Origin of the sequence: Bacillus sp. NTK034 (assembly GCF_017303275.1) — a bacterium.
Classification (GTDB): domain Bacteria; phylum Bacillota; class Bacilli; order Bacillales; family Cytobacillaceae; genus Cytobacillus.
The window spans coordinates 363,524-376,851 of the sequence record NZ_JAFKOJ010000004.1; the positions used below are offsets into that span (position 1 = coordinate 363,524).

At 42.1% G+C, this 13,328-nt stretch carries 14 protein-coding genes and 1 pseudogene; 10 read left to right on the plus strand and 5 right to left on the minus strand.

What is annotated here, in order from left to right:
• Nucleotides 1–59 precede the first annotated feature (59 nt).
• Nucleotides 60–686, plus strand: a complete 627-nt coding sequence (locus JI665_RS14715; RefSeq protein ID WP_206840316.1) for a helix-turn-helix transcriptional regulator — start codon at nt 60–62, stop codon at nt 684–686.
• 170 nt (nt 687–856) lie between these two features.
• Entirely contained in the window at nt 857–1,624 is a 768-nt protein-coding gene (locus JI665_RS14720; RefSeq protein ID WP_206840317.1) for a TIGR01457 family HAD-type hydrolase, read from the plus strand.
• A gap of 32 nt (nt 1,625–1,656) precedes the next feature.
• Here JI665_RS14720 and JI665_RS14725 read toward each other — a convergent pair whose 3' ends face one another.
• A complete protein-coding gene (locus tag JI665_RS14725; RefSeq protein ID WP_206840318.1) occupies nt 1,657–2,160 on the minus strand; it encodes a phosphatidylglycerophosphatase A family protein in 504 nt (167 codons plus the stop codon).
• A gap of 258 nt (nt 2,161–2,418) precedes the next feature.
• Here JI665_RS14725 and yutH point away from each other — a divergent pair, with 258 nt between their 5' ends.
• The 5 genes from yutH to thrB all read left to right on the plus strand — a co-directional run bounded on the left by yutH (nt 2,419) and on the right by thrB (nt 7,956).
• A complete protein-coding gene (yutH, locus tag JI665_RS14730) occupies nt 2,419–3,426 on the plus strand; it encodes a spore coat putative kinase YutH (RefSeq protein ID WP_206840319.1) in 1,008 nt (335 codons plus the stop codon).
• 72 nt (nt 3,427–3,498) lie between these two features.
• Entirely contained in the window at nt 3,499–4,461 is a 963-nt protein-coding gene (locus JI665_RS14735) for a 2-hydroxyacid dehydrogenase (RefSeq protein ID WP_206840320.1), read from the plus strand.
• A gap of 206 nt (nt 4,462–4,667) precedes the next feature.
• On the plus strand, nt 4,668–5,966 hold the full coding sequence (locus tag JI665_RS14740) for a homoserine dehydrogenase (protein ID WP_206840321.1): 1,299 nt from the start codon (nt 4,668–4,670) through the stop codon (nt 5,964–5,966).
• Nucleotides 5,963–7,024: a threonine synthase gene (gene thrC, locus JI665_RS14745; RefSeq protein WP_206840323.1), complete on the plus strand. Its 1,062-nt coding sequence runs from the start codon at nt 5,963–5,965 to the stop codon at nt 7,022–7,024. The genes JI665_RS14740 and thrC overlap by 4 nt, the downstream gene beginning before the upstream one ends.
• Nucleotides 7,021–7,956, plus strand: coding sequence for a homoserine kinase (thrB, locus tag JI665_RS14750; RefSeq protein ID WP_206840325.1), 936 nt, complete (start codon nt 7,021–7,023; stop codon nt 7,954–7,956). Before thrC ends, thrB begins: the two co-directional genes overlap by 4 nt.
• 46 nt (nt 7,957–8,002) lie before the next feature.
• Here the strand turns inward: thrB and JI665_RS14755 are convergent.
• Nucleotides 8,003–8,224: pseudogene (locus tag JI665_RS14755) on the minus strand (NifU family protein); the annotation flags it as partial.
• A 182-nt stretch (nt 8,225–8,406) separates the two neighbouring features.
• Between JI665_RS14755 and JI665_RS14760 the strand changes: the two are divergent.
• Nucleotides 8,407–8,730, plus strand: a complete 324-nt coding sequence (locus JI665_RS14760) for a YuzD family protein (protein WP_206840327.1) — start codon at nt 8,407–8,409, stop codon at nt 8,728–8,730.
• Between the two features lie 379 nt (nt 8,731–9,109).
• Here the strand turns inward: JI665_RS14760 and JI665_RS14765 are convergent, their stop codons facing one another.
• Complete coding sequence (locus JI665_RS14765; RefSeq protein ID WP_206840329.1) at nt 9,110–10,177, minus strand: NAD(P)/FAD-dependent oxidoreductase; 1,068 nt, start codon at nt 10,175–10,177, stop codon at nt 9,110–9,112.
• A gap of 278 nt (nt 10,178–10,455) precedes the next feature.
• On the opposite strand from JI665_RS14765, the gene JI665_RS14770 reads away from it, so the two are divergent.
• The gene (locus JI665_RS14770) at nt 10,456–10,695 is read left to right on the plus strand and encodes a YuzB family protein (RefSeq protein ID WP_009331689.1); all 240 of its coding nucleotides are present in this window, start codon (nt 10,456–10,458) and stop codon (nt 10,693–10,695) included.
• Between the two features lie 101 nt (nt 10,696–10,796).
• Here JI665_RS14770 and JI665_RS14775 read toward each other — a convergent pair whose 3' ends face one another.
• Nucleotides 10,797–11,495, minus strand: a complete 699-nt coding sequence (locus JI665_RS14775; RefSeq protein WP_206840330.1) for a DUF2225 domain-containing protein — start codon at nt 11,493–11,495, stop codon at nt 10,797–10,799.
• Nucleotides 11,496–11,688: 193 nt separating this feature from the next.
• Between JI665_RS14775 and JI665_RS14780 the strand changes: the two genes are divergently transcribed.
• Entirely contained in the window at nt 11,689–12,051 is a 363-nt protein-coding gene (locus JI665_RS14780) for a HesB/IscA family protein (RefSeq protein WP_206840331.1), read from the plus strand.
• A 95-nt stretch (nt 12,052–12,146) separates the two neighbouring features.
• Here the strand turns inward: JI665_RS14780 and JI665_RS14785 are convergent, their stop codons facing one another.
• The gene (locus JI665_RS14785) at nt 12,147–13,145 is read right to left on the minus strand and encodes an NAD(P)/FAD-dependent oxidoreductase (RefSeq protein WP_206840332.1); all 999 of its coding nucleotides are present in this window, start codon (nt 13,143–13,145) and stop codon (nt 12,147–12,149) included.
• Between the last annotated feature and the right edge of the window lie 183 nt (nt 13,146–13,328).

Below are 13,328 nucleotides of genomic sequence, written 5' to 3' on the forward strand. Positions count from 1 at the left end.
TCCGATCTTTTTCTCTATGGAGTATATTAGCTTGAATAAAGAGAAGGGCGGTGAATGTCATGCATGTTGGAGAAAATTCAACAAAAGAAGTTATTTTGAGATTAATCAAAACAACGGGGAAACTTTCCATACTGGAAATGGCCAAAGAGCTGAGAATATCAGAAATGGCCGTCAGAAAACATATTCAGACTCTTGAAAAAGATGGTTTTATTACATCTGACATCCAGAGGCAAACTAAAGGGCGCCCTTCAAAGCTTTATCAGCTAACAGTAAAAGGCGAAGATCTGTTTCCGAAAAAATACAAGCAGTTAAGTGTTGAATTATTAACAGAACTAAAAAGCATGGGGCAGGGCCATTTAATTACAGAGTTGTTTTCCAGAAGAAAAAACCGCCTTGTAAAGCAGTATGAGATTCAGACAGCCGGGAAACCTTTTTCAGAAAAGCTTCAAGTTCTTGAGGACCTCCTCCTGCTTGAAGGCTTTATGCCGGAAGTGCGAATAGAGGAAGGCCAAGTTCATCTTAAAGAGTTTAATTGTCCATATATTGAAACAGCAGAAGAATTTAAACAAATCTGCAGGTCTGAAAAAGAGTTTATCAAAGATTTTCTTTCTGCTGATCATGTTGATATAAAATCGTGTATGGCTGCCGGTGATGGGTGCTGTCATTATATAATAAAGCAAAATTAAGCGAGGGCTCCTATTCAAGGAGTTTTTTTGCGGGAATTACTGTCTTATTTATCCCTTCAATCGTGAAAAATTGCACAATGCACCACGTTCCTTTAAGATAGCTTTTATGGGCGATAGTTCAGTTGAAAAATAGGGATATTAAAAGCATAAATCATTTGGGAGTGATGGCTGTGAAAAAATATAAAGGATACTTAATCGATTTAGATGGCACCATGTATCGAGGGACTGAGCTGATCAGTGAGGCAGCTGATTTTGTCAATAAGCTTCGGGAACTGGATTTGCCATATTTGTTTGTAACGAATAATTCCTCTAGAACACCAGCCCAGGTGGCGGATAAGCTTGTGAAGTTTGGCATCCCTGCCGAAGAGGGTCAGGTTTTTACTACGAGCATGGCCACCGCTAACTACATATATGAACAGCAAAAAGATGCTTCTGTATATGTGATCGGAGAGGAAGGAATACGGGAAGCACTGGCTGAAAAGGGGCTAAGCTTTGCTGAGGAGCATGCGGATTACGTTGTGGTGGGGATTGACCGCTCGATTAACTATGAAAAGCTATCCATCGCCTGTCTGGCTGTCCGGAATGGAGCAGTATTCATTTCCACAAATGGTGACATTGCCATTCCAACAGAAAGAGGGCTGCTGCCGGGTAATGGGTCACTAACCTCTGTCATCACAGTATCGACACAAACACAGCCTGTATTTATCGGAAAGCCGGAATCGATTATCATGGAGCAGGCTTTAAAGGTGCTGGGAACAGCTAAGGAAGAAACTCTGATGGTTGGAGATAACTATGATACGGATATTTTAGCAGGAATGAATGCAGGTATGGACACCTTGCTTGTCCATACGGGTGTAACAACGAAAGAGTTATTGAAGGGGTATGAGAAAAAGCCTGAGTTTGTGCTCGAATCATTAGCGGATTGGGACTTTAAGTAGAAAAAGGATGGAGAATAGCTCTCCATCCTTTTCTATTCCACATTTTCGGCACTGTGTGCCAGTCTGCTCGAAGCGGCTGCAGCGATAGCTCCTACAATATCATCGAGAAAGGTATGGCATCTTCCTGAACTCTTATCGTTCAGATCCTTCAGAATGCCAGGCTTCAATTTATCGATATATCCAAAATTGGTAAAACCGATGGAACCATATACGTTTACAATGGATAAGGCCAATACTTCATCCGCTCCGTATAATCCTTCATCAGTAGCGATAATCGACTGCAGCGGTTCTAAGAGCTTCTTTTCCTCGGCCAGCATATCAAGCTGAATGCCTGTTAAAATGGCGTTTTGGACTTCTCTTTTTGATAAAACACGCTCAACATTATAAATGCAATCTTTCATCTGTAAATTGGGGTGATATTTCTCTTGAAGGAAGAACACTAAATCAGCTATATCCTGAATTTCTACCCCTCTTTCATGGAGCCATTTACGTGCTGTCTGCTCTGTAACGTTAACTGCTTTTTTTTCTTCATTCATTGGCTTCACCTTTTCTGGTTATTAAATAATTGCGGGAAAGTCCAGGCCTAACGTAAGGTCCTGTGGTTATGCACTTTTAGATTCTTTTCACTATGTATATACCCTTTTTTTATCAAATATGCCCGCTGCAGCTGAAACGGAAAAATTTCATTTCCTATATCATTTCCATGGTACATAGTCTTATCCAAGAAAACAACAAGTTTTAAAGTCTTCTATCATATATATCCCATAAGGATCACTCCAAAATGAGGTGGTATAATGTTTAGAACACTTTTGAAAGAACAATTTGGCATAGAAGCTGAGGATACGATGAGAATTGGAAAATATGATGCGTGCCGAAAGCAGGGACAGCTCTATTTGCTTGTGCCTGCGGGTCATACAGATAAAGAGGAACTCGAAGAATTGGACCTAATGGCTGAACACCTTTCCAATAACGGGGATAGGAACATAAGCACTTTTTTGAAAACGAAGGAAGGCAAACAGTCAATTGAGTGGAACGATAGCCGTTTTTGCATTCTTGTTAATCGGCATACACTGAGCAGAAAACAAAATCAGTTTGGGCGCAAGCTGGCAAAGTTCCATTACAGGGGCAGGAGCATTTCTTTTCCAGTGAAAAAAACGAGCAGAATCGGTCAGTGGAAACAGCTTTGGGAACAGAGGCTGGACCAAATGGAAAAGGTGTGGAATGAGATGCTTTTCCAAAAACCTGAAAATGATTTTGAGAGAATGTTTTTAGAGTCGTTTCCATACTATATGGGGCTGGCTGAAAATTCGATTCAGTACCTTGTGGATACAGAGCTTGATGACGAACCCGAAATGGCAGACAGCGGAACCGTTTGTCATATAAGACTAACATCGGCCACCTGGGGCGACAGTTATTATATGAAAAATCCATTTGACTGGGTATTCGACCATTCATCCAGAGATTTGGCGGAATGGACGCGAGAAAAATACTTCCATAATATCAAAACGTATCAGCCGGATCTCCGCCAATTTTTATCGGAATATCAAAGTGTAGGGCCATTATCCTCCTTCTCATGGCGGCTATACTACGCACGTCTATTGTTTCCTCTCCATTATTTTGAAACAGTAGAAAATTATTATGGCGCAGATTCTGAACAGCAGAAGCTAGTGCTTCAGGAGCGCCTGCAGAAGTATCTCTGGCAATCTGATGACCATGAGCGTTTCCTGGGGGGATTTTTTGAATTTGCCGAGGTTCCCATCAAAAAACTCAGGATTCCTCTGGTGAATTGGATTAAGAGATGAAAAAAGGCAGGGAAATACCTCTTTCTTGGCGAAAGGAACATAAAGCTGAGAATGTAAAGAGGGGATATTATTATGAAACCATACGTATTTATCAGCAGGAAGCTGCCTGAAGATGTTATTGCCATTTTAAAAGAAAAGTACACAGTTGAAATGTGGGATCGGGAAGATGTGCCGGTTCCTTACGATGTATTCATACAAGAGGCGAGAAAAGCAGATGCCCTTTTAACTATGCTATCAGAGCCGGTGAATGAAGAGGTTCTGAAAACAGGAGGGAAGCTGAAGATCATAGCCAACATGGCTGTAGGCTATGATAATGTGGATGTTGAGACAGCAAAAAGACTCGGAATCACGGTGACCAATACGCCAGAGGTATTAAATGATTCAACTGCCGACCTGACCTTTGCACTTGTGCTCGCTGCAGCCCGCAGAATGGTGGAGGCTGCTGAGTTTGTGAAGAAGGGCAATTGGAAGAGCTGGAGTCCGCTGCTTTTGGCAGGTATTGATGTGCATCATAAAACAATCGGTATTGTGGGAATGGGGAATATCGGGAAAACAGTTGCAAAGCGTGCCGCAGGATTTGATATGGAGATTCTATATCACAACCGCACGAGGAAACCGGATGCGGAACAGGAACTGGGAGCCCAATATGTCAGCTTTGATGAATTGCTTGAACGCTCAGATTTCGTTGTCTGCCTGACGCCTTTGACAGAAGAAACAAGAAATTTATTTAACCGGAACGCATTCCAGAAGATGAAAGACAAGGCTATTTTTGTGAATGCCTCCAGAGGACCGGTTGTAAATGAACAAGATTTATATGAAGCGTTGGAGGCTGGAGAGATTGCCGCTGCAGGTTTGGATGTTTTTGCGGAGGAGCCAATTGGTGCAGAGCACCCGCTGTTGGAGCTGAAGAATGTGGTAGCTATGCCACATATCGGTAGTGCCAGCATAGAAACGCGCTATGCCATGATGAAGCTGTGTGTGGAAAACATTGATCTCGTCCTTTCAGAAAAGAAACCGAAGACACCAGTCAAATAAAAGTGAGGAAGGCACCCAAAGCAGGGTGCCTTTATTAATAGATAAAAAAATTTAAAAAAATTAAAGCGCAATAAAACAATATGTTAAGCGCTTCCAAATACTATTTTCGGAAAATTACCTATTGTAAAAATGCCGCTTGCCCCCTATAATGTCTACTATACAAATACAAATGTACTTACATAGTGAACACTAAAGGGGGAGCTAGCGTGGAATCAATCTCAATCGGTTTATTAGGATTAGGAACAGTTGGATCGGGTGTAGTGCAAATCATTGAGAAACACCAGGATAAGCTCATGCACCAAGTCGGCTGTCCGGTTGTTGTAAAGAGAGTTCTTGTTAAAGATGCAGATAAAGAAAGAGCAGTTAAAGTGGACAGGAATTTGCTGACACTAAATCCTGAAGATATTATTAATGATGCTGATATAGATGTAGTAATTGAAGTAATGGGCGGCATAGAAGAAACAAGAGATCATTTAAAGAAAGCTTTGGATAATGGCAAGCATGTGGTGACGGCAAATAAGGATCTAATGGCTGTTTATGGACCTGAATTGCTGGCTGCTGCAGCGCAAAACGGATGTGATCTCTTTTATGAGGCAAGTGTGGCCGGCGGCATTCCAATTTTAAGAGGGCTGGTAGATGGATTAGCTTCAGACAGAATTACAAAAATGATGGGAATTGTGAATGGGACAACGAACTTTATTTTGACAAAGATGAGCAAGAATGGGAGCGCTTATGAGGAAGTTCTAAAAGAAGCCCAAGAGCTGGGATATGCGGAAAGCGATCCGACTGCAGATGTAGAGGGCCTTGATGCAGCAAGGAAAATGGCGATCCTGTCAACACTTGGTTTTTCCATGAATATTGACCTTGATGATGTAAAGGTTAAAGGCATTACAGAGATTACAGAAGAGGATCTGCAGTACGGCAATCAGCTTGGCTACACCATGAAGCTGATCGGGATTGCCCATCGGGAGGGGGAGAAGGTGGAAGTAAGTGTCCAGCCGACTCTGCTGTCCGAGTCTCACCCGCTTGCATCAGTTCAGGATGAATACAATGCTGTATATGTCTACGGTGAAGCGGTAGGGGAAACGATGTTCTACGGACCCGGGGCGGGCAGTCTGCCTACAGCTACAGCTGTGGTATCGGATCTTGTTGGTGTCATGAAAAATATGCGTCTTGGCGTAAATGGAAAAAGCGCGGTAGCACCTCAATATGATAAGAAATTAAAAGGTGCAGATGAGATATATTCGAAGTATTTTCTAAGATTGCATGTAAAAGATGAGGTAGGGACTTTTGCCAACATCACATCCATTTTTTCTGATCATCATGTCAGCTTCGAAAAAATCCTGCAGCTTCCTTTAAAAGAAAAAGGGCTTGCTGAAATTGTGCTGGTTACCCACCAGGCATCTTTAAAGGATTATGAGGATATTTTAGTAAGTTTAAGAGATTTGCCGGCAGTCCAAACAATCAAAAGTTCGTATCGTGTGGAAGGGAGCGCCAGAGTATGAGATGGGAAGGCCTTATAAAAACTTATAAAGATTTTTTGCCTGTTAATGAAAATACACCAATGCTTACTTTAAATGAGGGCAACACTCCCCTGATCAGGCTGGATAAACTCTCGAGGGACTGGGGGATTGACCTCTATGTGAAAACGGAAGGAGCAAATCCAACAGGTTCATTTAAAGACAGAGGCATGGTTATGGCTGTTGCAAAGGCAAAAGAAGAAGGTAGTGACGCCATCATCTGTGCCTCCACCGGCAATACCTCTGCAGCAGCGGCTGCATATGCAGCCAGAGCCGGCATGAGATGTGTGGTTGTCATTCCTGAAGGGAAAATCGCCATGGGAAAGCTGGCGCAGGCTGTTATGTATGGGGCCGAAGTCGTATCTATTGAAGGTAATTTTGACCAGGCACTGGCAATGGTGCGGAAGATAAGCGAAACAGAACCTATTACTCTCGTAAACTCTGTTAATCCGTATCGTCTTGAGGGCCAAAAGACAGCGGCCTTTGAAATCTGCGACCAGCTTGGAGGCGCTCCGGATATCCTTGCTCTTCCTGTGGGCAATGCAGGCAATATTTCTGCCTATTGGAAAGGGTTTAAGGAATACAATGAAGCAAGGAGTACAGGACTTCCGAAAATGCATGGAGTACAGGCTGAAGGTGCAGCGGCCATTGTGCATAACCGTGTGTTTGAAAATCCCGAAACGATTGCTACAGCCATCCGAATCGGAAATCCTGCGAGCTGGCACTTGGCCAATGCAGCGCTGGCTGAATCGAATGGTAAAATTGATGAAGTCAGCGACGAAGAGATTCTATGCATGTATCGTAAACTTGCTTCATCTGAAGGGATTTTTGCTGAGCCAGCTTCATGTGCTTCGCTTGCGGGTGTATACAAACAGCTGCGCAATGGAGAGATTCCTCATCAAACAAAGGTTGTGGCCATCCTGACTGGTAACGGACTGAAGGATCCTAATACAGCCATTGATTGCAGTCCTGTTAAACCAGTTTCACTGCCTAATGATGAAAAAGCAGTAGCAGATCATATCAGAGGAGCCGTTCACATATGAGCGAAGGTGAAATGGTTCTCATCAAAGTACCGGGCAGCACGGCAAATCTCGGACCTGGCTTCGACTCGATTGGCCTCGCGTTAAATTTGTATTTGACGCTTGAAGCCGAGAAGGCAGATAAGTTTGAAATGGTTCCTTTATCAGAGCCGCTAAGCATCTACCCTTCAGATGAATCGAACTTTATTTTTCAAGTTGCAATGGATACCGCAAAGAAATATAAAAAAGAGCTTCCAGGATGTAAAGCTAGGATTTCAAGTGATATTCCCTTAACGCGCGGACTTGGATCAAGCGCTGCAGCCATTGTAGCGGGAATTGAATTGGCTGACGCGCTTTGTGATCTTCAACTGAGCCAGTATGAAAAGCTTGAACTGTCATCACGAATGGAGGGGCATCCTGATAACGCGGGAGCTTCCCTTCTAGGAGGCCTTGTCATTGGCTGCATGTCAGAGGAAGAGGTATCTGTTCAAAGCATTAAAGATATAAAATTTGATGTTATAGCTGTGGTGCCAAAAGAAGAGCTACTTACAAAGGAATCAAGAGGCGTCCTGCCTGAAGAATGGTCTTTTAAAGAAGCCGTACAGGCTGGGGCAGTCGGCAATGTCATGGTAGCAGCTCTGCTTAGCGGGAATTATTCCCTGGCAGGCAAGATGATGAGTGCTGACTTATTCCACCATCCTTACCGAAAGAAAATGGTTCCTCATTTGGAGGTCATTGAAAAGGAAGCACCTCTTTTAGGAGCATTTGGAGTTGCCTTAAGCGGCGCTGGACCGGCAGTTCTTTGCCTTGCTGAATCAGAATGTGCTCCAGCAGTGACTGAAGGGCTTCAGCGGGTTCTCCCGGAAATGGAAATCCTTTGCCTTAAAATTGATCAGGAAGGCAGCACTGTTTTAAAAAAAAGCCTAGCTGAGCTGGAAGTCGGCCATATAGTATAAATAAAAAAAGCGATGTCATGCCGACATCGCTTTTAATAAGGTAAAATTAAAATACTTGTTCTACTTCGACTACACCAGGTACTTCTTCTAAAAGAGCGCGCTCAATACCGGCTTTTAACGTAATCGTTGAACTTGGGCAGCTGCCGCATGCACCAAGAAGGCGCAATTTAACGATGCCATCTTCAACATCCACCAATTCACAGTCCCCGCCATCGCGAAGAAGGAATGGGCGCAATTTATCTAATACTTCCTGAACTTGTTCAGTCATAGTCGTTTGTTCTGCCATGTGAAATCGACTCCTTTCCATACATTTATTATAATCAAATCAGTCTTAAAAATCTATTCCAAGAGCGTAATTTCCATGCATTAGGAGAATATTTTATTAGGTTTGCTCTTTGTTAATGTTGTAAAATGAAGGTAAGACCAAGTTTTGCATAGGGGGAGAAAAGATTGAAAAAAGAAATTGAAATCACTGTGTATGGTGCGGAGCAGCTTTGTCCAAGCTGTGTGAATCTGCCATCATCCAAGGAGACATACGAATGGCTGGAGGCGGCAGTTTCCCGCAAATTCGCCAATCAGGCTTTTAAAATCGTGTATGTTGACATTCATAATCCACCCGAAGAAGAGGCCAAAAAGGAGTTCGCCATGCGAGTGATAGAGGAAGATATGTTTTACCCGGTTGTTCTGATTGAGGATGAAATTGTCGGTGAGGGCAATCCGAAATTAAAAACAATCTATGCGGAAATGGAAAAGTACGGGTACCAGGCAGTTTAATAAAAAATGAGCATCGAAAGGGATGCTCATTTTTTATTTGGAAAGATTTTTTATATTAACAGTTGATTCTGCTGCGCTGGAGGTTAGATTTTATCGTTTTTTGACGGCAGTGATTAAACTTTTTGTTTTCTTCCGGATATTGTAGTCAAATTTTCTTCTCTCCAGCATTTATACAAGAATATTGGTCAGATTTTGATTTTATGGGTCAGATTACCAGAATATCGGTCAGATTCTGATTTTATCGGTCAGTTTTTTGATTTATCGGTTACTTCCCTTCAAATCAAGTTTTCAGCTAAGTCATGGTGCAAATATGAATTAATCTCTATCGTTATCCGCTATTTGGGGTTAAAACGTAAAAAAGAGCCCGCAATGGGCCCTCTTATCCATTATGGTATTTATACATCCATAAAATCCCTGATTTTAGCAGGCGGGCAACGCGTCCTGTGATAGGGCGTTCTGCGACTAGACCGAATCCGTGCTTTTTGCCCAGAGATCCAAGAACTCCTTTTAGCTTGATTACTGGCAATGTTTCAGGGAGTTCCTCACCTTTCCAGCGTTTCAATAGGATTTGAACAATTTGCTCTGCCTGCCCTTCAGCAAGCTGGGCACTTGGTGCATGGGGAAGGCTTGCACAATCCCCTACCACATAGACATGTTCATTTCCAGGGATATTGTGATGCTTCGTTAAAACTACGCGTCCTTGCTGATCCTTTTCCACATTCATCTCACGAACCACTTTGTTCGGCTGGATGCCTGCGGTCCAAACGATGGCATCACAATGGATGGCTTCGTCATGATTATAAAGGGTTTTTTCTTCTACTTTAGTAATATTTGATTGGTTAATAATTTCTACATTATGTTCTATGAACCAACTTTCTACATACGTGCTTAATCTTTCAGAGAATGCGGACAGTATATGCTTCCCTCTATCGAACAATTTGACTTTCAAATCTGGACGGCTTTCATTTAATTCAGAAGCCAGTTCCACTCCGCTTAGTCCTGCACCGACAATTCCAACAACAGAGCCTGGCGGCAGATTATTTAAAGCTTCATACGTTCTGCGGGATTTTTCAATTGTTTGAATGCTATATGTGTGAATGTCGGCTCCTGGAACATTGTGGTACTTATCTTCGCATCCAAGGCCTATTATAATATCATCATATGATACAGGCTCTTCACCCTGAAGATATACCTTGTTTTCCTCGATGCTGATTTTTGTCACTTCACCATATTTTATGGTCAATCTTTGATGTTCAGGGAAGGATACGCGCACATGCTGATCAGAAATGGTGCCTGCTGCAAGAGCGTAATATTCAGTTTTTAAACAATGATAAGGCACACGATCTATTAGTGTAATGGAGACATCATCAGGAAGCTGATTGGGCAAAAGTCGGGCAAGCGCCCTCATACCGCCATAACCTCCGCCAAGTATCACAAGATTTTTCATAGTATATTTCCCCTTTATGTCCGTACTGTTTAATTTATCCGAACTCAAATAAACGTTAATTAGTTATCTTAAAAAAATAAATTAATGATATTAATAACCTCAAACCCATAAAAAGTATAACGAAATTGTGTCAAAATCACAACACATATCAGCAGAAAACTTGACAATAAACGACATGAAGTGGTAAATATGTGCACTTTTAAAGGCGAGAACGGAATCCAAATCTTGCAGGATTCAAATAAAAAAGGTAGCATTAACAGGGTAGAGAGGTGAAAGATGTGATTAAGCCAATCATCGAGTTTTGCATCAGCAATTTGGCCAGCGGCTCTCAAAAAGCACTGGAAAAGCTGGAAAAGGATTATGACCTGGATGTCATAGAATATGGCTGTCTCGGGTATTGCGGCAAATGTGCAAGCACTCTTTTTGCGCTTGTGAACGGAGAAGTGGTTACTGGAGAAACGCCAGATGAACTGGTTGAAAATATATATCAATATCTGGATGAAAATCCAATGTTTTAATATAGAAAAGGAGCGATTAAATTTCGCTCCTTTTCTTGTTTCATGGCTCCATCACTTGCCCCTTCGAGAAGTCAGAGGCGGGTATGGTTCTGCTGCTTTCCTTAGTTGGCAGCAGTATCTTTTTGTGCCTGTCTCATCTCATACCATCGTTCTCTGGCCATTTCAATTAATTTAGGTTCAGTGGAGCGGCTTTGCAGTTCAATTACTTTCGAGTAGTATTTAACAGCCTGTTCGAACTGATATGTCCTTCTGGATAGCTCTCCGATCAGATAGAAAATCCTCGTTTCAGAAATGGATGATCCTTTAAAATCATCTGACATATAAGAGTCCGAATATTCTTTTAGAGCAAGTTTCAAAAATCGCTGTTCTTGATGATCATTCTTTATACTCCGGTAGAGCCAGGCAAGTCTGATATATAAACCAGCCATAATAATATGCTTCTCCCTTTTTAAAGTTCCGCAATAAATGGCAAGCTTATAGGTGTTGATGGCAGCAGTGATGGTGCGTTCCTGGCAATAATCCTGCGGTATCCAGGCACCCGCAACTTTAGAAATGATCATGTCCAGGGCTCCGGGCGGAAAATAAGGGGAGAAGTCCTCTGATTCTGAGTAGCCGCATTGCGGGCAAGTATTAATATAATATAAAAGAGGATTCATGCTTTCACCAGAATAATTTGGGCAAAAATCACTGTCATAATTAAATACTTTTACAAATCGGGAGCGGAGTTTTTTTGTGGTGAAACTCTTTTTGCAGACTCTGCATCCGCATTTTTTATCATAAGCAGGCTTTAATTGCTGCATAGAATGCCACCTCCGAAGATAACTATTATGACTATTGTACCATTTCCTGCTGGTTTCAGGGTGTAAAGAACTATTTATTAAGCATTGTTCAGAAAAAACAATAAAAAGAAAAAGTCTCTTAAGTTGAGCACATGCACTTTACTGTATATACTATGAATATAGAAGTATCCTTACATGGACAGGAGGGAATAACATGGAACAAATTGTGGATATAACAGAAGCTGCAGCTTTGCATATAAAAGAAATGATGAAACAAAATGAGGAAGAAGATGCATTCTTGCGTGTAGCCGTTAAAGGAGGCGGGTGCAGCGGACTTTCCTATGGAATGGGGTTTGCCCACGAAGTCGGGGAAGATGATATCCAGTCAGATCACTATGGTATCCAGGTTCTTGTCAGCAAGGAAGACGCCCCTATCTTAAAAGGCACAAAAATTGATTACAAACAATCCATGATGGGCGGCGGATTCACAATCGACAATCCCAATGCCATTGCATCCTGCGGATGTGGATCCTCTTTCCGTACCGCTTCAAATACAGGTACTCCGGAAGAGTGCTAAATACTGCATTTAAAGCTTCTAGACAGTTACTGAACTGATTTCGAATAGCTGCCTTAAAAAAGGACGGTCCCCAAAGGGGGCGTCCTTTTCATATTTTATTTGCCAAACATGGAAGAGCTGTGCATTGGCTGGACTTTCGCTTTTGGATCAATGTAGGATTTTGCGTGATTCACTGCAGTTGGTGCTTCACCGAAACCGCAGGCAATAAGCTTCACTTTTCCATCGTAGGTGCAGATGTCACCGGCAGCATAGATGCCTTCGATATTTGTTTCCATTCTTGAGTTAACAACAATGGAGTTCTTTTCAATTTCAAGACCCCATTCCTTAATAGGACCGAGGGAGGAAACGAAACCGTAGTTTACGATTACAGCATCAACATCAAATACCTCTTTTTCCTTTGAAGTAACACCTTCCAGGACGACTTGTTTGATTCCTTCGCTGTCACCGATAAGCTCAGCGGGCACATAAGGAGTTTTGATTTCGACTTTAGAGCTCTGCAGATTCTCTACACTGTGCTCATGCGCACGGAATTTATCGCGGCGGTGAACAATCGTTACTTGTTCAGCGATAGGCTCAAGCATTAATGCCCAGTCTACTGCAGAATCCCCGCCTCCGAAAACAACTGCTTTCTTGCCGGCGAATTGATTTAAATCATCAATGAAGTAATGAAGGTTCTTGCCTTCGTATTGAGCTGCGCTGTCAAGTTCAAGACGGCGAGGCTGGAACGCGCCATTGCCGGCAGTGATAATGATGGTTTTTGAGTAATGTACTTCTTTATTGGTTGTAAGCTTAAATGTTCCATCAGCTTGTTTCTCTAATTTTTCAACAGATTGTTCAAGTGATACAGTGGGCTCGAATTTAGCCATTTGTTCTTTAAGGTTATCAATTAATTCCTGGGCGCGGACTTTCGGGAAGCCGGCAACATCATATATGTATTTTTCAGGATAAAGAGCAGATAACTGTCCCCCAAGCTGGGGCAAGCTTTCAATAATCTTAACTGATGCTTGTCTCATGCCCCCGTAGAAAGCAGTGAATAAACCAGTTGGCCCCCCGCCAATGATGGTTATGTCATACACTTTTTGATCTTCTTTCATGCAATATCCCCCCACGTATGTATTGAAATTCCACTCTTTATTCTAACATAAATCGTTTAAAACCTCATCAATCGAGGTAAATATTATGAATAATGGGAAGATTTCAAATGAAACACTGAATTTAAAACACGTATATTCTTTTAAGTTATCCTGAGATTTTTAAGTTTTTCGTCTATTTTTTTA